21 protein-coding genes and 1 other RNA gene are annotated in these 20310 nt (G+C 67.5%); 11 read left to right on the forward strand and 11 right to left on the reverse strand.

From position 1 onward, the window contains the following. Positions 1 to 5: 5 nt before the first annotated feature. On the reverse strand, positions 6 to 1649 hold the full coding sequence (gene pgm, locus GYB83_RS21660) for a phosphoglucomutase (alpha-D-glucose-1,6-bisphosphate-dependent) (RefSeq protein WP_161897341.1): 1644 nt from the start codon (positions 1647 to 1649) through the stop codon (positions 6 to 8). A gap of 79 nt (positions 1650 to 1728) precedes the next feature. On the opposite strand from pgm, the gene GYB83_RS21665 reads away from it, so the two are divergent. The 4 genes from GYB83_RS21665 to GYB83_RS21680 are packed head-to-tail and all read left to right on the forward strand — an operon-like array spanning position 1729 to position 4553. Continuing rightward, positions 1729 to 2334 (forward strand): alpha/beta hydrolase, encoded by a 606-nt coding sequence (locus tag GYB83_RS21665; RefSeq protein ID WP_228461708.1) that lies wholly within the window; start codon positions 1729 to 1731, stop codon positions 2332 to 2334. After that, positions 2331 to 3182 (forward strand): ABC transporter ATP-binding protein, encoded by an 852-nt coding sequence (locus GYB83_RS21670; protein ID WP_228461710.1) that lies wholly within the window; start codon positions 2331 to 2333, stop codon positions 3180 to 3182. The genes GYB83_RS21665 and GYB83_RS21670 overlap by 4 nt, the downstream gene beginning before the upstream one ends. Before the next feature lies 1 nt (position 3183). Further along, positions 3184 to 4215 carry an ABC transporter permease gene (locus GYB83_RS21675; RefSeq protein ID WP_161897343.1) on the forward strand — a complete coding sequence of 344 codons (1032 nt, stop codon included), beginning with the start codon at positions 3184 to 3186 and terminating at the stop codon, positions 4213 to 4215. Continuing rightward, positions 4212 to 4553, forward strand: coding sequence for a DUF488 domain-containing protein (locus tag GYB83_RS21680; RefSeq protein WP_161897344.1), 342 nt, complete (start codon positions 4212 to 4214; stop codon positions 4551 to 4553). The genes GYB83_RS21675 and GYB83_RS21680 overlap by 4 nt, the downstream gene beginning before the upstream one ends. On the opposite strand, the gene GYB83_RS21685 is transcribed toward GYB83_RS21680, so the two are convergent. Further along, positions 4543 to 5094 carry a TetR/AcrR family transcriptional regulator gene (locus tag GYB83_RS21685; RefSeq protein WP_161897345.1) on the reverse strand — a complete coding sequence of 184 codons (552 nt, stop codon included), beginning with the start codon at positions 5092 to 5094 and terminating at the stop codon, positions 4543 to 4545. The two genes, GYB83_RS21680 and GYB83_RS21685, sit on opposite strands and share 11 nt — an antisense overlap. A gap of 154 nt (positions 5095 to 5248) precedes the next feature. Here GYB83_RS21685 and GYB83_RS21690 point away from each other — a divergent pair, with 154 nt between their 5' ends. After that, positions 5249 to 6895: a long-chain fatty acid--CoA ligase gene (locus GYB83_RS21690; RefSeq protein ID WP_186349830.1), complete on the forward strand. Its 1647-nt coding sequence runs from the start codon at positions 5249 to 5251 to the stop codon at positions 6893 to 6895. A gap of 265 nt (positions 6896 to 7160) precedes the next feature. Continuing rightward, entirely contained in the window at positions 7161 to 8186 is a 1026-nt protein-coding gene (locus GYB83_RS21695; RefSeq protein WP_161897346.1) for an alpha/beta hydrolase family protein, read from the forward strand. Between the two features lie 256 nt (positions 8187 to 8442). Here GYB83_RS21695 and ssrA read toward each other — a convergent pair. From ssrA to GYB83_RS21735, 8 genes are all read right to left on the reverse strand, one after another. Then, positions 8443 to 8815: a transfer-messenger RNA gene (gene ssrA / locus GYB83_RS21700) on the reverse strand. Positions 8816 to 8899: 84 nt separating this feature from the next. Further along, entirely contained in the window at positions 8900 to 9373 is a 474-nt protein-coding gene (gene smpB, locus GYB83_RS21705; protein ID WP_008375784.1) for an SsrA-binding protein SmpB, read from the reverse strand. Positions 9374 to 9397: 24 nt separating this feature from the next. Continuing rightward, positions 9398 to 10303, reverse strand: a complete 906-nt coding sequence (gene ftsX / locus GYB83_RS21710) for a permease-like cell division protein FtsX (RefSeq protein ID WP_161897347.1) — start codon at positions 10301 to 10303, stop codon at positions 9398 to 9400. Positions 10304 to 10331: 28 nt separating this feature from the next. Next, positions 10332 to 11018 carry a cell division ATP-binding protein FtsE gene (gene ftsE / locus GYB83_RS21715; protein ID WP_161897348.1) on the reverse strand — a complete coding sequence of 229 codons (687 nt, stop codon included), beginning with the start codon at positions 11016 to 11018 and terminating at the stop codon, positions 10332 to 10334. 29 nt (positions 11019 to 11047) lie between these two features. Continuing rightward, a complete protein-coding gene (locus tag GYB83_RS21720; RefSeq protein WP_161897349.1) occupies positions 11048 to 11482 on the reverse strand; it encodes an Rv3103c transmembrane domain-containing protein in 435 nt (144 codons plus the stop codon). After that, entirely contained in the window at positions 11479 to 12381 is a 903-nt protein-coding gene (locus tag GYB83_RS21725; protein ID WP_161897350.1) for a mechanosensitive ion channel family protein, read from the reverse strand. Before GYB83_RS21725 ends, GYB83_RS21720 begins: the two co-directional genes overlap by 4 nt. Positions 12382 to 12384: 3 nt before the next feature. Further along, positions 12385 to 13497, reverse strand: coding sequence for a peptide chain release factor 2 (gene prfB, locus GYB83_RS21730; protein ID WP_161897351.1), 1113 nt, complete (start codon positions 13495 to 13497; stop codon positions 12385 to 12387). A 22-nt stretch (positions 13498 to 13519) separates the two neighbouring features. Next, positions 13520 to 13888 (reverse strand): hypothetical protein, encoded by a 369-nt coding sequence (locus GYB83_RS21735; protein WP_161897352.1) that lies wholly within the window; start codon positions 13886 to 13888, stop codon positions 13520 to 13522. Between the two features lie 50 nt (positions 13889 to 13938). Here GYB83_RS21735 and hisN point away from each other — a divergent pair, with 50 nt between their 5' ends. Continuing rightward, entirely contained in the window at positions 13939 to 14736 is a 798-nt protein-coding gene (gene hisN / locus GYB83_RS21740; protein WP_161897353.1) for a histidinol-phosphatase, read from the forward strand. Here hisN and GYB83_RS21745 read toward each other — a convergent pair. Beyond that, the gene (locus GYB83_RS21745) at positions 14733 to 15392 is read right to left on the reverse strand and encodes an MBL fold metallo-hydrolase (protein ID WP_161897354.1); all 660 of its coding nucleotides are present in this window, start codon (positions 15390 to 15392) and stop codon (positions 14733 to 14735) included. The genes hisN and GYB83_RS21745 overlap by 4 nt on opposite strands. A gap of 138 nt (positions 15393 to 15530) precedes the next feature. On the opposite strand from GYB83_RS21745, the gene GYB83_RS21750 reads away from it, so the two are divergent. The 4 genes from GYB83_RS21750 to GYB83_RS21765 all read left to right on the forward strand — a co-directional run bounded on the left by GYB83_RS21750 (position 15531) and on the right by GYB83_RS21765 (position 20309). After that, positions 15531 to 16898 carry an acyl-CoA dehydrogenase family protein gene (locus GYB83_RS21750; protein ID WP_161897355.1) on the forward strand — a complete coding sequence of 456 codons (1368 nt, stop codon included), beginning with the start codon at positions 15531 to 15533 and terminating at the stop codon, positions 16896 to 16898. A gap of 27 nt (positions 16899 to 16925) precedes the next feature. Then, positions 16926 to 18146 carry an acyl-CoA dehydrogenase family protein gene (locus tag GYB83_RS21755; protein ID WP_161897356.1) on the forward strand — a complete coding sequence of 407 codons (1221 nt, stop codon included), beginning with the start codon at positions 16926 to 16928 and terminating at the stop codon, positions 18144 to 18146. Positions 18147 to 18305: 159 nt separating this feature from the next. Beyond that, complete coding sequence (locus tag GYB83_RS21760; protein ID WP_161897663.1) at positions 18306 to 19676, forward strand: lipase family protein; 1371 nt, start codon at positions 18306 to 18308, stop codon at positions 19674 to 19676. A 9-nt stretch (positions 19677 to 19685) separates the two neighbouring features. Beyond that, complete coding sequence (locus tag GYB83_RS21765) at positions 19686 to 20309, forward strand: TetR/AcrR family transcriptional regulator (protein ID WP_161897357.1); 624 nt, start codon at positions 19686 to 19688, stop codon at positions 20307 to 20309. The last annotated feature ends 1 nt before the right edge of the window (position 20310 follow it).

Genomic DNA, 20310 nt, shown 5'->3' on the forward strand with positions numbered 1-20310 from the left:
GACCGTCAGTCGGCGAGAACGGAGTCGACCAGGGCCTGGGCCTGTTCTTGGACGCGTGCGAGGTGCTCGGGTCCGTTGAAGCTCTCGGCGTAGATCTTGTACACGTCCTCCGTGCCGGAGGGGCGGGCCGCGAACCAGGCGTTCTCCGTGGTCACCTTGAGCCCGCCGAGGGCGCGGCCGTTGCCGGGCGCCTCGGTGAGGATCGCGGTGATCGGCTCCCCCGCCAGTTCGCTCGCCGACACCTGGCTCGACGACAACGCCGCCAGCTTCGCCTTCTGCACGCGCCCGGCGGGAGCGTCGATGCGGGCATAGGCCGATTCGCCGTACTGCGCGGCGAGTTCGGCGTACCGCTCCGACGGCGTCTTCCCGGTCACGGCGAGGATCTCCGAGGCCAACAGGTTCATGATGATGCCGTCCTTGTCCGTCGACCACGGTCTGCCGTCGACGGTCAGGAACGACGCCCCGGCGCTCTCCTCACCGCCGAAACCGACCGACCCGTCGAGCAGGCCGTCGACGAAGAACTTGAACCCGACGGGGACCTCCAGCAGTCCCCTGCCGAGGCCGCCGACCACCCTGTCGATCAACGACGACGACACCAGCGTCTTGCCGACGGCGGCATCGGCGCGCCAACCGTCGCGGTGCGAGAACAGGTAGTCGATCGCGACCGCCAGGTAGTGGTTCGGGTTCATCAGCCCGGCGTCGGAGGTGACGATCCCGTGCCGGTCGGCGTCGGCGTCATTGCCGGTCGCGATGTCGAACTCGTCGCGGCGCGCGATCAACGACGCCATCGCGTTCGGCGAGGAGCAGTCCATGCGGATCTTGCCGTCGGTGTCGAGCGTCATGAAGCCGAACGCCGGATCGACGGTCGGGTTGACGACGGTCAGGCCGTCCAACCCGTAGAAGTCCTTGATCTCTCCCCAGTAGTTCACCGACGCCCCGCCCAGCGGGTCGGCGCCGATCTCGACGCCCGCGGCCGAGATCGCGGCCAGGTTCACGACGTCGCCGAGCGCGGTCACGTACTCGCCGGAGAACGGGTACTCGATCACCAGGTCCGACGCCCTGGCCTGCTCGAACGACGTCCTCCGCACAGCGCGCAGCCCGTCTTCGAGGATCTGGTTGGCGCGCTCGGCGATCGGCGTGGTGATCGGGGTGTCCGCGGGTCCGCCGTTGGGCGGGTTGTACTTGAACCCGCCGTCTGCGGGCGGATTGTGCGACGGCGTGACGACGATCCCGTCGGCCTGCACGCCGACGTTCTCCGTGTTGAATCGCAGGATCGCCCGACTGATCGCAGGGGTGGGCGTGTAGTCGTCGTCCACGGCCGTGAACACGGTGACGCCATTGCCCGCGAGCACCTCGATCGCCGACCGCCACGCGGGCTTCGACAGCAGGTGGGTGTCGAACCCGATGAAGACCGGGCCCTCGATCCCGGCGCGTTCGCGGTGCTCGACGATCGCCTGCGTCATCGCCAGGACGTGCGCTTCGTTGAACGATCCGTCGACGCTGGTACCGCGGTGTCCGGACGTCCCGAACGCCACCCGCTGGCCGGGATCGGCGGGATCGGGCGTCACGTCGTAGTAGGCCCGCTCGACGGCGGCGACGTCGATCAGATCGTCGGGGCGGGCGGGGGTTCCAGCTCTCGGATCAGCCATGCGAACGATTCTGCCACCGCTGCCTGGCTATTGTCGGAATGGACAAAGCGACTGGGGGACCATGTTCACACGTATTCCTATGCCCGCGCCCGACCTGAACGTCCTGGTGCTGCCGGGCGGAACCGACTCGAGCTATCGACCGTTCTCGCCGTGGCAGGCGTCGGCGATCCGCATGTACCCGTTCACCGCGTCGATCGCGGCCGCGTTCGGCCCACGCGTCCGAGTCCGGCAGGCCCGCTACCGCGTCTACGGCTGGAACGGCGGACAGGCCAGTCCCATGCCGTACGCGCGCAACGCCCTCGACCAGTTCACTCACGACCACCCGGACGTCCCCGTCGCCGTCATCGGCCATTCCATGGGTGGACGCATCGCCGCGCAGTTGGGCGACGACCCGCGGGTCACTGACGTCCTCGCGCTGGCGCCCTGGTGGCAGTTCGCCGACTGGCGGCACATCCACGACGACGTCCGAGTGGTCGCCGTCCACGGTGACGCTGACCGGGTGACGCTCGCCAAACGCACCGCGAAAGGCATCGTCGAGCTGACCGAACGCGGCCTCGACGCCACCTACGTCGGCGTCCCCGGCGGTGGTCACGCCATGCTCGACCACATCGGTCTCTGGCAGGGCGAGGCGATCGACTTCGTCCGCACCGCCCTGGACCGGGCCCGCGCGACGGTGACCGCGTGACGCCGCCGCTGCTGTCCGCGGCCGGACTGTCCCGCTCGTTCGGCGCCTACCGGGCCGTCGCACACGCCGACATCGCCTTGAACGCGGGCCGGATCACCGGCCTCGTCGGTCCCAACGGCGCGGGCAAGACGACGCTGCTCCTCATGCTCGCGGGCCTCCTCGCGCCCGACTCCGGGCAACTGTTCGCGGGCGGGACCGTCGCCGACCCCGTCGCCCTCCGCTCCCGAACCGGCTGGATGCCCGACGTGTTCGGCACCTGGGAGTCGCTGACGCCGCGCGAGATCCTCATCGCGTTCGGCCGCCTGCACGGCGCCGACAAGGCGACCGCGGACACACGCGCCCTGGAACTGCTCAACCAGGTCCATCTCGTCGAGTTCACCGATCATCCGGCGTCGGGCCTGTCACGGGGACAGAAGCAACGTCTCGGCCTCGCCCGCGCCCTCGTCAACCGCCCGCAGATCCTGCTGCTCGACGAACCCGCATCCGGCATGGACCCGCGCTCGCGCATCGAGCTGCGCGCCCAACTCCGCGCGATCGCCGCGGAGGGAGCGACGGTGCTCGTCTCGTCGCACATCCTCGGTGAACTCGAGGAGATGGTCGACGACGTCGTGTTCATGACCGGCGGCTTCACCCACGTCCCGAGCACGACCCCGTCCCGGCCGCGGTGGCGCATCCGTCTGATCGGGCAGCCCGCCGACCAGGCCGTCGTCGTCGAACTCCAGGACGACGCGGCGGCCGCGGCGTATCTCGCCCAGCTCGTCGCCCAACAGACGCCGATCGCCGAGTTCACGCGTATCACGTCCGGCCTCGAACAGGCCTACCTCGACCTCGACGCCGACAGGACCTGACATGAATCCGCAGGCAGTCATGCTCATCGCCGGACTCGAGATCCGGCAGCGCATCCGCTCCACCCGCTGGCGGATCACCGCGCTCGTCCTGTTCTTCCTGATCAGCGCCGTGATCCTCGGTTCGTTCTATCTCGCGGTCGTCGTCGCGGGCATCGGCTATACGCCGTGGTCGCAGTCGCTTCTGGACACTGCGATCGGCGTCGTCCTGTTCCTCGGCCTCGCCGCCGCTCCCACACTGAGTGCGACGTCGATCAACGGCGACCGGCGAGACGCGACCCTCGCGCTCGTGCAGGCGACGCCCGTCTCCTCGTGGGACCTCGCCGTCGGCAAACTCCTCGGGTCGTGGACCGCGTCCCTCGCGATGATCGGCGTATCGCTCCCCTACCTGGTGTGGGGCGTGTTCTCCAGCCCCGCGTCGATCGCCGCCGGCGTGCTCGCCGTGATCGTCGTAGCCGTCATGATGCTCGCCTACTGCGCGATCGGGCTCGGCTTCTCGTCACTGACGACCCGCCCGGCCGCGTCGGCGATGCTGACCCAGGCGATGGTCCTGCTGCTGCTCATCGGGCTGCCGATCGGATTCGGCATCACCTACCCGGTCACCGCACGGACGACGACGGTCGGCGTCGCACGAAACGACGTCTACATGGGCGAATGCCGCGTCGAGCAGAAGGAGAAGGAGTTCTACCACACCGAGTACACGTGGTGGATGCTCGCGCCGAACCCCGTCCTCATCGTCTCCGACGTGATCGCGGGCGGCGTCGACGGCGCCAGGACCGGCGACGCACCCGGTGCATCCGGCTTCTTCGCCCTCCTGCAGTCCGCCGCACGGACGGGACCGGACACCACCGATCAGACCTGCCCGCGACCGGTCTACGGCGAACCGGCGTCACACCGCGAGTACCGGAACATCGGCCGGTCCTGGTTCATCGGTCTGCTGATGACGCTCCTGCTCGGCGCGGGGGGACTTGCCGTCGCCGCACGACGCCTGCGGGTGCCCGCCCGGAAACTCGCGAGAGGAGTGCGGATCGCATGAGCATCACCGTCGCCCGCGTCTACGACCCGCCCACCGCCGACCGGGTGTTCGTCGACAGATTGTGGCCGCGCGGCATCCGCAAGGACGATCCCCGGATCGGCCGGTGGGTCAAAGACGTGACACCGTCGAACGAATTGCGTGCCTGGTACCACGCACACCGAGATCGATACGACGATTTCGTCGCCCGCTACCGGGACGAGCTGGCCGAGCCCCCGGCGGCCGCGGCCCTCGCCGAACTACGGGCACTGGCCGACACGGGCCACGTCGAACTCGCGACGGCCGCGAAGGACGTCGAGCATTCGCACGTGCCGGTCATCGTCGCCGAACTCACGCGCTGACGACTCCGAGCAGAGCGCCGCACGCCTGCCGGACCTTCTCCGCATCGGGCTCCTCGCCGCTGATCACCGTCGCGTAGACGAAGGTCTCGGTGATGCGCACGAGGATCAAGGCCAGGTCGGGTACGGGAAGCGGCGGCACCATCGAGCCCGCGGCGATCTCCTCCGCGATCACCTCGGCGATCCGTTCGATGATCCGCGGCTGCACACCGCCCTCGTGCGTCATCATCAGGCGCAACGCACGCTCGGGCTCCCGGTTCAAGAACGTCCGGATGTAGTCGGCGCTGTTGGCGCGCGCAGCGAATCCGACCATCACCTCGGTGAGACGCCGCGCGCCGCTTCCCGTGGCACCGCGGATCGCCGCCTCCATCGACATCGAGGTGAGATTCCAGATCACTTCGGCGAGCAGCCCGTCGCGCCCGTGGAATCGGCGGTAGACGGTGCTGCGGTTCACGCCCGACGCGGCCGCGATCTCGCCGACCTCGATCCGCTCACCCGCGATGAACCGCTGCGTCGCCAACGCGATCACATCTTCGGACGACACGGGCGAATCCCTTCATAGTGGATGCACCATTGTCTAGAAATGATGCATTCGTCTCGGCTAGTCTAGGAAACTAGCCGACGGCGGCGTGAATCCGCTCACTTTTCGGCGAACGTATGGTCCGGCCCATCCGGACGGCGATTGAAGGAGACCACTCTTGATCCAGACCACGATGCAGCGCGGCGCACTCACGATTCCGAGCCTCGTCGAGTACAGCCGCCGCATGTTCCCCGAAGCGTCGATCCAGACGTGGACCGGCGACTCGCTGCGCTCCCAGTCGTTCGCGGAGATCGCCGACACCGGAGCCAAGATCGCGAACGCGCTCACCAAGCTCGGCGTGCAGCGCGGCGACCGGGTCGCCACGTTCATGTGGAACAACAACGAGCACCAGGCCCTGTACGCGGGCGTCCCGTCGATGGGCGCCGTCCTGCACACCCTGAACCTGCGTCTCTCGCCGGAGCAGGCCGTCTTCATCATCAACCACGCCGACGACAAGGTGATCTTCGTCGACGCCACCGTCGCGCCGATGCTCGGCCAGTACCTGCAGGGCACGCCGAACGTGCAGCACGTCGTGGTGGTCAACGGCCCCGCCGAGGCGATCGCCGCGCCCGAGGGCATCACCGTCCACCAGTTCGACGACCTGATCTCCGACGAGGCGACCACGTTCGCGTGGCCGGACGTCGACGAGAACGACGCCGCCGTCATGTGTTACACGTCGGGCACCACGGGCGACCCGAAGGGCGTCGTCTACTCGCACCGCAGCATCTACCTGCACTCCTTGATCGTCACCACGACGATGGGCATGCGCTTGTCGAACGCCGACTCGATGCTCGCCATCGTCCCGATGTTCCACGTCATGTCGTGGGGTCTGCCCTACGCCGCCATGATGTGCGGCGCGACGCTGATCATGCCCGACCGTTTCCTGCAGCCCGAGCCGCTGCTGGCGATCATGGACGCCGCCAAGCCCACGCTGGCCGCCGCCGTGCCCACCATCTGGGCGGGCGTCTCGGCGATGCTCGACGCGAAGCCGCAGGACATCAGCCACCTGCGCGAGGTGGTCGTCGGTGGCGCCACGGTCCCGCCGTCGATGATCAAGAAGTTCGACGACTACGGTGTCACGATCATCCACGCCTGGGGCATGACGGAGACGTCGCCGCTGGGCACCGTCGCCCGCCCGCCGGCCGGCGCCACCGAGGAGAACGAGTTCTCGTACCGCGTCACGCAGGGCCGTTTCCCGTCGCCGGTCGCCGCCCGACTGATCGGCGACGACGGATCCGAGCAGCCGTGGGACGGCGAGTCCGCAGGCGAACTCGAGGTGTCGGGCCCGTGGATCACGGGCGCGTACTACGACCCGGCAGGCAACGTGACCGACGAGTCGAAGTTCCATGACGGCTGGCTGCGCACCGGCGACGTCGCCACGGTCACCCCGGACGGCTTCATGACGATCGTCGACCGCGCCAAGGACATGATCAAGACCGGCGGCGAGTGGATCTCGTCCGTCGAGCTCGAGAGCATCATCGCGTCCAACCCGGCGATCGTCGAGGCGACCGTCGTCGGTGTCCCGGACAAGAAGTGGGACGAGCGTCCGTTCGTTCTCGCCGTCGTCCGCTCCGAGGACGACGCCGACATCGAGGCGCACAAGAAGTTCCTCGAGGACCGCGTCCCGAAGTGGCAGATCCCCGAGCGGTGGTCGTTCGTCACCGAGGTCCCGAAGACCTCGGTCGGCAAGTTCGACAAGAAGCGTGTCCGCAAGGAGTACGCGGAGGGCGACTACACCGTGCTCGGCGACCCCGAACAGAACTGAGAAGCCCCTCAGGTTGACCGGGTACCGTCGCGTTCGCGGCACAACGCCCATCTGAGAGGAGAACTACATGTTCGACCAGGCACTGTGGAACGCGATCAACTCCAACGACGGACTGTTCGGCGTACTAGCATTGATCTTCTCCGGTATCAAGTAACACCACGTCACCGCGCGGCCCCCGCACCCGTCTTCACGGGCGCGGGGGCCGTCGGCGTCTACCGCCCCGTCGTCGGCGAGCCGCTCCCGTCGGCCGACTAAGCTCTCCTGTGTGAGCCGCGGGAAGAAACTGACACTGACGGCGATCGGCACGGTCATCGCACTCGTGGTCGGCGTCACCGTGTGGATCCTCGTGGCGAACGACTTCAAGTTTCACGAGGAACGAGTCACCATTCCGGGTCCGCGTGGCGAACTGCACGCGGTCCTCGCCCGGCCGGCCGACACCGGCGGACCGTACGGCCTCGTCGTGTTCGTCCACGGCGACGGCCCGGCGAACGCCAACCGCGACGACACGTACAAGCCGCTGTGGGACGCCTTCGCCAAGGCCGGGTTCGCGAGCCTGTCGTGGGACAAACCCGGCGTCGACGGAGCTCCGGGCGACTGGGAGTCGCAGTCCATGCACGACCGCGCCGCCGAGGTGGATGCGGCGATAGCGTGGGCGCACACCAGGAGCGACATCGACACCACCCGCATCGGGGCGTGGGGCGTCGGTCAGGCCGGATGGGTACTGCCCGAGGTCGCGCACGCGCGCCCCGATCTGCGCTTCATGATCCTCGTCGGACCGGCCGTGAACTGGCTCAGACAAGGCGAGTTCGCGCTCCGGACCGAACTGCGGGCCGACGGTGCGACGCCCGAACGCATCGCGGACCAGATGGCCCGTCGAACCAAGCGCATCGCGCTCCTGCGTGCCGGGGCCGACTACGCGGCCTACCTGAAGTCCGGCGTCGACGACGAGCCGATGTCCGAAGCGAGGTGGGGATTCGAGTCACGGAACTTCCGCGCCGACTCGACCGCCGATCTCGCCACTGTGTCGATTCCGACCCTTCTCGTGCTCGGCGGCCGGGACCGCGATGTGGACGTCGCCGAGACCGAACGCGTGTATCGGGCGACGATGCCGCCCGGCACGTTGACCGTCAAAGACGTTCCCGACGGGACGCACAGCATGACCCGGAACGACATCGAGTACCACCCGGATGGATTGCAGGCTTTCGGACGGTCGATCTTCGCCCCGAGGTCCATATATGTGCCCGGTTACCTCGATGCCCTCCGAGTGTTCGCCAAGCGGCAGACCGAATGATGCGGATGTCCGATACTGTCGTCACGGCAGTAAACCAAACGGACCAATAGGAAGTAGGTCGCCATGATCGATCAGTGGCTGTGGAGCACGATTCAGAGCAACCCGTACATCTTCGAGGCGCTTCGGCACGTCTTCTCGGGCGTCCAGTAGCGACCACGATTCCGCGCCCCCGATCCGCCCAGCGGTCGGGGGCGCCGTCGTACCCGGGGACCCGACGAGAAAAGCCCCTCACCTGCCGGAACAGGTGAGGGGCCTCGAGTGGAGCCGCCGGGAATTGAACCCGGGTCCTCCGTCACGTCGATGGGGCTTCTCCGTGTGCAGTCCGCTGTGTCTCTACTCGGATCTCCCGGTCTCACGAACAAGCCGAGATGACGATCCCAGTCGCTGTTTGTTGTCCTGTCGTCGTCCGCGACCGGCGACGGCAGTGAGTTCCCTAGCTGATGCCGGCATCCGGTTCCGGGAACTTAGAACCGGGCCGACAGACTAGCCTCGCTGATCAGGCAGCGAGTGCGTAGTCGCGCTGATTGGTATCGGCGCTTAATTGGTTGCTGCGACGCTTACGGTGGTCTCTAGCCTGCACCGACACGCTTCCCCCACCTTGGTGCACGTAGTCGAAACCGATCGGCCCCTTGGCGGTGTCCCCCGTTTCCGGCGGACATCTAATAGTAACCAACCCGACGAGAAGAATCATCCCGATATCGGGTCGGCCGATCTCACATGCCCTTGACCCGCCGCCCGATGGTGCGTTCCACCTCGCGTTTGGCGGTGCGCTCGGCGATGTCGCGGCGCTTGTCGTGCGCCTGCTTGCCGCGCGCCAGCGCCAGTTCGAGCTTGGCGTGCCCATCGGAGAAGTACATCTGCAACGGGACGAGCGTCAGGTTGCCGTCCCGGATCTTCCCGATCAGGTTGTCGATCTCACGACGGTGCAGCAGCAGCTTCCGCTTGCGGCGAGGCGCATGATTGGTCCACGTGCCGCTGCCGTACTCGGCGATGTGCAGACCGTTGATCCACACCTCGCCGTCGTCGATCGTCGCGAACGCGTCGACCAACGACGCCTTCCCCTCACGCAGCGCCTTCACCTCGGTGCCCTGCAGCACCATGCCGGCCTCGTACGTGTCCAGGATGGTGTACAAGTGCCGAGCTTTGCGGTTGGTGGCGATCACCGCTTTGCCCTTCTCCCTAGGCACGATTCACCTCCTGAATACTCGTGCTCATTCTCGAACGTAGACGCGCAGCGTGCCGTAGGCGGTCACACTCGCCAGAACGATGCCGGAGAGGATGAGCCACGGCGAGACGAACCACACGTCGGACGTGGTTATGCGCGCCAGGATGTTCACACCGTAGAGGTCTTCGAGCGCTTTGTCGAAGAAGAATATCTTCGCGAGGAAGAGACCGCCGATCGCGAGCAGCGCGCCGACGACCGCCGCCACCACCGCTTCCAGCAGGAACGGCAACTGCGTGTACCAGCGCGTGGCGCCGACCAGGCGCATGATCGACACCTCCGTCCGTCTGGTGAAGGCCGCGATCTGGACGGTGTTGACGATCAACATGATCGCGGCGACCGCCAGCACCGCTGCTATCGCGAACGCGGCGTTCCGCGCGCCGTCGAGCACGCTGAAGATGCGTTTGACGAGGTCGCGCTGGTCGAGGACGCCGTCGACGCCCTCCGCCCTCGAGTACTTGTCGAGCACCTCGCCGAATCGGCTCGGGTCGTCCATCCGCACACGCAGCGCACCCTGGTACGCCTCCTTGCGGATGAAGTCGGCGAGTTCGGGAGAGTCCTTCTCCCACGACGCCTTGGCCGTCTTGAAAGCCTGGTCCTGGCTGATGAACGTGACCGACCCGACTCCGGGCTCGGCCTCCAGGTTCGCCCGCAGGGTGGTGCACGGCGCGGCCAGGCAGTTGGGGTCGGCCTTGGTGACGGCGTCGTTGATGAAGAACTGCATCTCGACCCTGTCGAGGAAGATCTTCTGACTCTTGTCGGCCATCTGGATCACCAGCATGCCGCCGCCGAGCATGCCGAGGGTGATCGCCGTGGTCAAGATCATGGCGACCGTCATGGTGATGTTCTGGCGGAGTCCGCTGAAGACCTCGCGGATGATGAAATTCGCACGCATGAGCTGCTTGTCTCTCTTTCTCTGCGGCTCAGCCGATGCCGTACACGCCGTACTCGTCATTGCGGACGAGCGAACCGTTGTGGAATTCGACCACCCGGCGGCGCATCGAATCGACGATGTGGCGGTCGTGGGTCGCCATGACGACAGTCGTTCCGCCGCGGTTCACGCGGTCGAGGACGTCGACGATCCCCTCGCTGGTCTCCGGGTCGAGGTTGCCGGTCGGCTCGTCCGCGAGCAGCACGGCGGGCCGGTTGACGATCGCCCTGGCGATCGCGACCCGCTGCATCTCGCCGCCGGACAGTTCGCGCGGCATGCGGTCGGCCTTGCCCGCGAGACCGACGTATTCGAGGGTCTCCGGGACGGCCTCGCGGATCGTCGACGCGGGCTTGCCGATCACCTGCAGCGCGAACGCCACATTGTCGGCGACCGTCTTCTGCTGGAGGAGGCGGAAGTCCTGAAACACGCAGCCGATGGACTGGCGCAGCCTCGGCACCTGACGACCTCGCAGCTTGTTGACGTGATAGTCGCCGACCCAGGTGTCGCCCGAGGTCTGCTTGTCCTCTTTCAGCAGGAGCCGGAAGAACGTCGACTTGCCCGACCCGGAGGGGCCGATGAGGAACGCGAACTCTCCCTTGTCGATCTCCAGCGTCAGGTTCGACAACGCGGGTCTCGTCGACTTCGCGTACTGCATCGTCACATTCGACAGCTTGATCACGCTGTCCAAGTGTACTGACACTCGCGCGGTCAGCGTTCCGTGCTGCGTTCGGGTGTCGTGCTCGCGGCGCCGGGCCGTTCGACGGTCTCGCTGGTCACGGTGGTCTCGGCCGGCGCGGTCTCGCGACCGGGGACCGACGTCGGGGTGTCCTCGACGGTGGACGTCTGAGTCGTGGACGTCGCCGTCGGCGTGGTGGTGGTCGTCGTCTCGCGGGTCGGTTCGACGGTCCGCCGCGCGGGCTGCTGGTCGTCGGTGACCTGCGTCGACGTCCGCGGCGGCGTCGGATCGTAGTGTTCGGACGAGAACCCGAAGAAGGCGAGCAGGCCGAACCACAGGACGATCAGCACGACGGTCGTCGTCCGGATACGCGTGTGGTAGACGTGCCGGACGGTCGCGAACATCCGCTGCCCGCGGGTCGGCGGAACGACGACCGGGTTGGGGCCGCTGAGGGTCGGTTCGGTCATTCCTGCATCCCGTCCGTCTCGTTCGCGGCGCCCGACGCGTCGACGCCGTGCTGCCACAGTTCGAAGACTATGTCCGAGCGCAGTGCTCGTCCGACGCCGAACTGCTGGCCGGGCAGGGTGCGCGCCACCATCCGGACTGTCACCGAGTCGAGTTCGAAGTTCGTCACGCCGAGCGGAGTCGGCGGATCGAGCAGGAGCCGATTCCACTTCGGGTCGGCGTAGAACCGCTGCCCCACTTCACGGAGGGTGTCGTTGACGACGTTGATGTCGGCGTCCACCGGGACCGGGACGTCGACGACCGCGCGCGCCCAGTCCTTCGACAGGTTGGTCGACTTGATCATCTGACCGTTGGGGACGGTGATCAGTTCGCCGTCCACGCTGCGCAGACGCGTGGCGCGCAGCGTGACGTCCTCGACGGTCCCCTCGGCGTCACCGCCCGACACCGACAGTTTCACGACGTCGCCGTAGCCGTACTGGTGCTCGGCGATGATGAAGAAGCCCGCGAGGACGTCCTGCACGATGCGCTGCGCACCGAAACCGAGCGCGGCGCCGAGCACCGCGCTGAGCCCGACCAGGCTCGAGGTGGTGACCCACGTCGACAGCATGCGCAGTCCGACGATCACCACGACCAGCGAGATCAGCGTCCACGCCACCACGTCGACGAGCGCCCGACGGTGCTTCATGTCCTCGGACTGGACGATGTCGTCGCTGTTCTCGAACTTGGTGACCGTACGCCGGGAGTAGCTGTCGGCGCCCCACCGGATGAACCGGATCACGAGCATCGCGCCGATGACCCACAGCAGGATGCTGACGAAGTCGACCGCGAGCCACTTCTCCCACGTGCGCATCCACGAGGGCAGACCGAGCGTGTCGACGAGGTAGGTGACGGGAGGCGTCATGCCTTACGCGTTCTCGTCCATCCGCCACCGGATGCCCGCTTCGATGAACTGGTCGAGGTCGCCGTCGAGGACGGCGCTCGGGTTGTTCGACTCGACGTTCGTCCGCAGGTCCTTGACCATCTGATACGGGTGCAGGACGTACGAGCGCATCTGATTGCCCCAGCTCGCGCCGGTGTCGCTCTTGAGCGCGTCCATCTGCGCACGCTCTTCCAGGCGCTTGCGTTCGAGGAGCTTGGCCTGCAGCACGCGCATGGCCGCCGCCTTGTTCTGCAGCTGGCTCTTCTCGTTCTGACAGGTCACGACGATCCCCGTCGGCACGTGCGTGAGTCGGACCGCCGAGTCGGTGGTGTTGACCGACTGCCCGCCGGGGCCCGACGAGCGGTACACGTCCACGCGGAGATCGTTCTCGTCGATGTCGATGTGGTCGGTGGTCTCCACCACCGGGAGCACCTCGACCTCGGCGAACGACGTCTGACGTCGGCCCTGGTTGTCGAAGGGGCTGATGCGGACGAGGCGGTGCGTGCCCTGCTCGACCGACAGCGTGCCGTACATGTACGGGGCCTTGATCGCGAACGTCGCCGACTTGAGGCCCGCCTCTTCGGCGTACGACGTGTCGTAGACCTCGACACTGTGGTCGTGCTGTTCGGCCCAGCGGATGTACATGCGCATCAGCATCTGAGCCCAGTCGGCCGCGTCCACGCCGCCCGCGCCCGAACGGATGTTGACGAGCGCCTCGCGCGGGTCGTACTCGCCCGCCAGCATCGTCTTCACCTCCATCGCCTCGATGTCCTTGCGGAGGTCGACGCGCTCGGCGTCGGCGTCCGCGACCGCGGCGGTCAGGGCGTCGCCCTCCTCCGACTCGGCGAGTTCGTACAGCACCGGCAGGTCGTCGAGCCGCGACCGCAGTTCGGTGACGCGACGCAGCTCGGCCTGCGCGTGCGACAGTTCGCTCGTCACCTTCTGCGCGTGATCCTGGTTGTTCCACAGGTCGGGATCGGACGCCTGCATCTCCAGCTCGTCGATGCGGCGGCGGAGTTCGTCGAGATCGACCACCTTCTCGACGGTGGTCAGGGTGGCGTCGAGCGATTCGAGGTCGGCAGAGGCTTCGGGATGCACCCGGTCAGCCTACCGAACCGGCTCAGCCGACCGAGTCGGAGAGTGTGCCGAAACGCCAGGTGGACTCTTCTTTGCCCGGCTTGTAGACGACCGGGATCTCCTCGCCCGTCCGCGGCTGCGTCGCACCGGACGGGAGGACGACACGTCCGTACACTTCGACGGCCGCCGCGCCCGGTCCGACGATCATTCCGGTGACGGTGCAGGTGCGTTCGCCGTTGCGGTCCATCGCGCCGCTGGCCGCACTCGTGACGGTGAGGGTGCCGTCGGCCCAACCGCGAGAGGCCGACGGTGCGCCGAATCCACCCGCCGGACCGTTTCCGCGCGAGACCTTCAGCAGGATCACACTCACGATCAACAGCGCGGTGAACAGGACGAGTATCCACGACGGCATGGCTTCACCCTACCGTCGCGGCCAGCGCCCATTCTCGGTAGCGTTGCCGCGTGCCCACTGACTCCACCGGTTCCGAACACGCGTCCGATCTCGCCCTCGCCCTCGCGCTGGCGACCGCCGCAGACGCACTCACTTCCGCACGTTTCGGCGCACTCGACCTGCAGGTCGACTCCAAGCCCGATCTGACGCCGGTCTCCGACGCCGACCTCGCCTGCGAACGGCTCCTCCGCGAGGAGCTGTCGGCGGCCCGCCCCGACGACGCGGTCCTCGGCGAGGAGTTCGGCGGAGATCCCCTGCTCGAAGGACGGCAGTGGGTGCTCGACCCGATCGACGGCACCAAGAACTTCGTCCGGGGCGTCCCCGTGTGGTCGACGCTCATCGCCCTGCTCGTCGACGGCGTTCCCGTCGTCGGCGTGGTCAGCGCGCCCGCGTTGAACCGTCGATGGTGGGCGTCCGCAGGCGGCGGCGCGTTCACCTCGCACGACGGTGTCGAGCGGGCCATCGGCGTGTCGGGTGTTCCAGACGTCGAGTCGGCGTCGTTGGCGTTCTCCAGCCTCTCCGGGTGGAAGGACCGCGGGATCCGCGATCGGTTCATCGATCTCACCGACCGCGTGTGGCGGGTCCGCGGCTACGGCGACTTCTTCAACTACTGTCTCGTCGCCGAGGGCGCCGTAGACGTCACCGCCGAACCGGAGGTCTCGCTGTGGGACCTCGCTCCCCTCGACATCCTGGTCCGCGAGGCTGGCGGGCGCTTCACCAGCCTCGACGGCGTCGACGGTCCGGCAGGCGGCAGCGCCGTCGCCTCCAACGGTCTGCTGCACGACGACGTGCTGACCGCCCTCGCCTAGAGCTCGACGGCCTCCCCGAGCGGGAGGGTGCGGTACGCGGTCCCCGCGGGAGCCATCTCGGCGAGACGGGTGTTGTGGACGGCTCGGCCCGCGTCGGACTGGACAGCCTGGTGGATGCCGAAGGCGATGCGGGGATTCACGGCGCGCAGGTAGTCGACGGGCTCGCTGATCTTGAGCCACGGTGCTGCGGCGGGGATCGCGAGGACGTCGATCCTCTCGAACGGGATGTAGAGACTGTCGCCGGGGTGGCAGAACGCCCCGGGCAGGCCGTCGACGTCGAGGACGTACGAGATGTTGTCGATGACGGGCAGCTCGGGGTGGATGACGGCGTGCCGCCCGCCCGTGCCGCGGACGGTGAAGGCTCCGACGGTGACGAGCTCTCCCGGGCCGATGACCGACCAGGTTCCCGCATCGCCTCGATCGTTGAGCTGCGCTGCGGTCTGCGGATCGGCGTAGCGGATCGCGTCGGGGTTGGCCGTGACGAGATCGGGCAGTCGTTCCGGGTCGACGTGGTCGGGATGCTGGTGGGTCACCAGGATCGCGTCGAGTCCGGTCAGACCTTCGAAGCCGACGGAGAAGGTTCCCGGGTCGAACAGGACCCTCGTTCCGTCGTGTTCGACGAGGACACAGGAATGCTCCAGGTGGGTGAACAGCATGTTCTCGACGCTACTCGGCCCATCGCCGGACGACTTCGACAACGCCGCGTGACAACGTTCTTACCCAGGAGTAAGGTTTGTTCTTACTACGGAGTAAGAACTCCGCCGGTCCGTTCTCTCGACACATCTGGTGAGGAAATGACAACGAACACCGAACCCCGCGACACGTCGTCCGTCGGCGCAGCTCCCCACAAGCGCACCGCCATCGGCGCTGCGATGCGCGTGCTGACCGCGATCACCGGCTCCGAGCTGGCCGAGAAGTACGGCCTCCGCGAGCCGATCAACCGCGTCGCCTACGAGGCCACCAAGACCGGCTTCAAGACGCTCGGCGCGGCCAACCGTGCCTTCACCCAGGTCGCGGGCGGCGGCAAGCCGCAGCGTCCGGCCACCGCGTCGAAGGGCTTCTTCAACCTGAACCCGGACGACGAGCAGGCGATGATCGCCGAGACCGTCAAGGACTTCTCGACCGAGATCCTGCGTCCGGCCGCCTACGACGCCGACAACGCCGCGACCGCTCCCGAGGACATCCTCAAGCGATCGGCCGAACTCGGCATCACGATGATCAACGTGCCCGAGGAGCTCGACGGCGCGGCGACCGAACGCAACGTCGTCACGAACGCGCTGGTCGCCGAGGCGATGGCGTACGGCGACATGGGCCTCGCGGTCCCGCTGCTCGCACCGAGCGGCGTGGCGACCACGCTGACCAACTTCGGCAGCGACGGTCAGCAGCGCACCTATCTCCCGGACTACGCGGGCGAGAACGTCCCGACGTCGTCGGTCGTCATCGCCGAACCGCGTCCCCTGTTCGACGCCTTCGCACTGCAGACCAAGGCGACTCGCGCTCCGAGCGGCTACCGGATCTCGGGCGTGAAGAGCTTCGTCCCCGCCGCAGGCAGCTCCGAACTGTTCATCGTCGGCGCACAGCTCGACGGCCGTCCGGCGCTGTTCATCGTCGAATCCGACACCAAGGGCCTGTCGGTCGAGGCCGACCCGGGCATGGGCCTGCGCGCCGCAGGCATGGGTCGCCTGGTCCTCGACGACGTCGCGGTGCCCGCGAGCGCACTGCTCGGCGAGGTCGAAGGCGATGAGGCCGCCGCCGCGTACCGCGACGTGGTCCGCCTGTCGCGCCTGGGCTGGTCGGCGCTCGCGGTCGGCACCTCGACCGCCGTCCTCGACTACGTGATCCCCTACGTCAACGAGCGCGAGGCGTTCGGCGAGCCGATCTCCAACCGCCAGGCCGTGGCGTTCATGGTCGCGAACATGGCGACCGAGATCGACGGACTGCGTCTGGTGACGTTGCGTGGCGCATCGCGCGCCGAGCAGGGACTCTCGTTCGCCCGGGAGGCCGCGCTGGCCCGCAAGCTGACCATCGACAAGGGTCTGCAGATCGGCCTCGACGGCGTGCAGCTCCTCGGCGGCCACGGCTTCACCAAGGAGCATCCGGTGGAGCGTTGGTACCGCGATCTGCGCGGCGCGGGCATCGGAGAGGGCGTCATCGTCCTCTAGGACGGTGACCTGTGAAGGAGAAGCCTCATGGCAATCAATCTGGAACTCCCGAAGAAGCTGGAACCGACGATCGATCAGGCCCGCCAGGCGGCCCTGCAGATCTTCCGGCCGATCAGCCGCAAGTACGACCTCGCCGAGCATGAATACCCGGTGGAGCTCGACACCCTCGCCAATCTGTACAACGGCCTCGCCGCCGCAGGTCAGGCCGGTGCGGGCGCGTCCGGCGGCCGCGGCGACGAGAAGAAGGACCGCCCCGAGGGCTACGTCGCCAACGGCGGCAACATGCAGTCTGTCCTCAACTCGATGTGGGCGTCCTACGGCGACGTCGGCCTCATGCTGTCGATCCCGTTCCAGGGCCTCGGCAATGCCGCCATCGCGGCCGTCGCCACCGACGAACAGCTCGAAGCGATGGGCGGCGAGGTGTGGGCGTCGATGGCGATCACCGAGCCGAGCTTCGGTTCGGACTCCGCCGCCGTCACCACCACCGCGACCCGCGACGGCGACGAGTACGTGATCAACGGTGAGAAGATCTTCGTCACCGCCGGTTCGCGTGCATCGCACATCGTGGTGTGGGCGTCGGTCGACCGCAGCCTGGGTCGTGCCGCGATCAAGAGCTTCGTCGTCCCGCGCGATCATCCCGGCGTCACGGTCGCCCGTCTCGAGCACAAGCTCGGCATCAAGGCGTCCGACACCGCGGTGATCCGCTTCGAGGACTGCCGCATCCCCGCGACGTTCCTGCTCGGCTCGCCCGAGGTGGACGTCAAGAAGGGCTTCGGCGGGGTCATGCAGACCTTCGACAACACCCGCCCGATGGTCGCGGCGATGGCCGTCGGCGTCGGACGCGCCGCGCTCGAAGAGCTGCGCACACTCCTTGAGGACGCGGGCGTGGAGATCGACTACGACCGTCCCGCGGCCGATCAGCCCGCCGCGGCCGCCGAGTTCATCCGCCTGGAGTCCGACTGGGAGGCCGCGTACCTGCTGTCCCTGCGGGCGGCGTGGATGGCCGACAACAAGATGCCGAACTCGCTCGAGGCGTCGATGAGCAAGGCCAAGGCCGGGCGCACCGGTACCGATGTGACGAACAAGGCCGTCGAACTGGCCTCGACTCTCGGATACTCCGAGCGCACGCTCCTGGAGAAGTGGGCCCGAGACTCGAAGATCCTCGACATCTTCGAGGGCACCCAGCAGATCCAGCAGCTGATCATCGCGCGCCGCGTGCTCGGCAAGAGCAGTTCCGAACTGAAGTAGTCCTCGGCGCACATACGACGAAGGCCGTCACCCGCTTACGGGTGACGGCCTTCGTGCACGAGGAGGCCTTGTGTGCGACGACACAGCGTCGTAAGATTCTCCCAAATTTGAAACATAGTTGTTTCACAACTGAAGGGGGACGACGTGCGTCGACCATTCATGACGATCGTCTGTGCTGTGACGGCAGCATTGACCGGAGCGACGGCGCTCGCCGCGCCTGCCGGAGCCGCTCCGACACCGCGCGTCTCGCAGGCGCCGATGGTGCCGCTGCCTCCGGAGTTCGACGCGTCGTTCTATCGACCCTCGGCGTCGAAGGTCGAGGCGGCCGAGCCCGGACAGATCCTCGCGGCTCGACGCATCACGGCGGCCAACGTCGGGATCGCGCCACTCAACGTCGACGCGTGGCAGCTCTCCTTCCGGTCGACCGACAGCGCGGGCAGGCCCATCCCCGCGGTCACGACGATCCTCAAGCCGAGGGGCGCGACGAAGGGTGTCCGCAAGGTGGTCTCGATGCAGATCGCCGAGGACTCGACGGCCGGGTACTGCGCGCCGTCGTACGCGATCCAGAATCTCAACGCGAGCCCACTGCTCGGTCAGGTCGTCGCACCGGCCGAACTGCTCGTGGCACAGGGCTTCCTCGCCCAGGGGTACGCCCTCGTCCTCCCCGACCACGAAGGCCCGAACAACGCCTACGCCGCCGGACCGCTCGGCGCACGCATCACCCTCGACAGTCTTCGTGCGGTGAAGAACTTCGCGCCGTCGACCGTCACCGACGCCTCGCCGATCGGCCTGTACGGCTACTCGGGCGGCGCGATCGTCACCGGCCACACGGCCGAGCTCAAGAAGACGTACGCGCCCGAGCTGAACATCGTCGGCGCCGCGGAAGGCGGCGTCCCCGCCGACCTCGGTTCGCTGCTTCGCACCGCCCAGAACGGTGCGACGAGCGGGCTCATCCTGGGCGCCGTGTTCGGCCTCGCCCGCGAGTACCGCTACTTCGACAGGTTCCTCGACCGCCGCCTGAATCCGGTGGGCAAGGCGCTGCGTGACCTCAAGGGGCCGCTGTGCGTGCAGTACCAGGCCATGACGTTCCCGTTCCTGAACAACGTCGGCCTCATCGACTACCCCGGCGGCGCGTTCCGTGCACCCGAGGTGAAGCGTCTCCTCGCCGACACTCGCATGGGCACCACCCGCCCCGACATGCCGATGTACATCTGGAACTCGCAGCTCGACGAGATCGTACCTGTCGCGCAGGTGAACACGCTGGTCAAGGACTACTGCAAGGTCGAAGGCCCGTCGATCACCTATACCCGCGATCACCTGTCCGAACACCTGATCGGCGAGGTGTCGGGAGCACCGCTCGCGTTCTTGTGGCTCAAGGACAGGCTCGACGGCAAGGCCGCGAGCCCGGGATGCAGCACGCGCGACGAGCTGTCGATGGCGACGAAGGCGCAATGGTGGCCGGTGTTCTCGCAGACCATCGGGACCGACCTCGCCGCGCTGTTCGGCGCGGCGATCGGAAAGGGCAAGTAGTTTGGGTGCGTGACCGAGTCCAGGAGCTACCGCGGCCAGCCCGTCGACGATCGACGCAGGCAACGTCGCACGAGGTTCCTGGACTCGGCTCTCGCCCTCTTCGGCACACAGGGATACGCCGCCAGCAGCATCCCGGCCGTCTGCAGACACGCGTCACTGTCGTCCCGGCAGTTCTACGAGAGCTTCACTGACCGCGAGGACCTGCTCAAGGCCGTCTACGACGACATCCAGGATGCGACGATGTCCGCGGTGTCCGACGCGGTGGTCGCGGCACTGGAACGGCACGCTCGGCTCGACGACGTGCTCGAGGCGGGTGTCGCCGCGTTCGTCGACTACTACGCCGACAGCCCGGAGCGGATCCGACTCAGCTTCGTCGAGGTCGTCGGGGTGAGCCCGGCGTTCGAGGTGTATCGGCGCGAACGAAGGCTCAAGTGGGCCGACCTGCTCGCCGCCGTCTCCGATCGGGCCGCCCAGCAGGGCCTGCCCGTCGCCGACACCGATCCGTTGGTCTGGTCGGCGTACCTCGGGGCCGTCAATTTCGCGATCGTCGAGAACGCCGAGAACCCGGACACCACCGTCGACGACGTGATGCGCGTGATGCGCCGGATGCTCCGGCCCGGGGTTCTCGGCTAGG

Origin of the sequence: Gordonia spumicola (assembly GCF_009932475.1) — a bacterium.
Lineage (GTDB): Bacteria > Actinomycetota > Actinomycetes > Mycobacteriales > Mycobacteriaceae > Gordonia > Gordonia spumicola.

Bases quoted from the DNA above. Each gene is read 5' to 3' on its own strand.
- pgm (WP_161897341.1), bottom strand. From the start codon at position 1,649: ATGGCTGATCCGAGAGCTGGAACCCCCGCCCGCCCCGACGATCTGATC.
- GYB83_RS21665 (WP_228461708.1), top strand. From the start codon at position 1,729: ATGCCCGCGCCCGACCTGAACGTCCTGGTGCTGCCGGGCGGAACCGAC.
- GYB83_RS21675 (WP_161897343.1), top strand. From the start codon at position 3,184: ATGAATCCGCAGGCAGTCATGCTCATCGCCGGACTCGAGATCCGGCAG.
- GYB83_RS21680 (WP_161897344.1), top strand. From the start codon at position 4,212: ATGAGCATCACCGTCGCCCGCGTCTACGACCCGCCCACCGCCGACCGG.
- ftsX (WP_161897347.1), bottom strand. From the start codon at position 10,303: ATGCGTGCGAATTTCATCATCCGCGAGGTCTTCAGCGGACTCCGCCAG.
- GYB83_RS21720 (WP_161897349.1), bottom strand. From the start codon at position 11,482: ATGACCGAACCGACCCTCAGCGGCCCCAACCCGGTCGTCGTTCCGCCG.
- GYB83_RS21725 (WP_161897350.1), bottom strand. From the start codon at position 12,381: ATGACGCCTCCCGTCACCTACCTCGTCGACACGCTCGGTCTGCCCTCG.
- GYB83_RS21735 (WP_161897352.1), bottom strand. From the start codon at position 13,888: ATGCCGTCGTGGATACTCGTCCTGTTCACCGCGCTGTTGATCGTGAGT.
- GYB83_RS21745 (WP_161897354.1), bottom strand. From the start codon at position 15,392: ATGCTGTTCACCCACCTGGAGCATTCCTGTGTCCTCGTCGAACACGAC.
- GYB83_RS21750 (WP_161897355.1), top strand. From the start codon at position 15,531: ATGACAACGAACACCGAACCCCGCGACACGTCGTCCGTCGGCGCAGCT.
- GYB83_RS21755 (WP_161897356.1), top strand. From the start codon at position 16,926: ATGGCAATCAATCTGGAACTCCCGAAGAAGCTGGAACCGACGATCGAT.
- GYB83_RS21760 (WP_161897663.1), top strand. From the start codon at position 18,306: ATGACGATCGTCTGTGCTGTGACGGCAGCATTGACCGGAGCGACGGCG.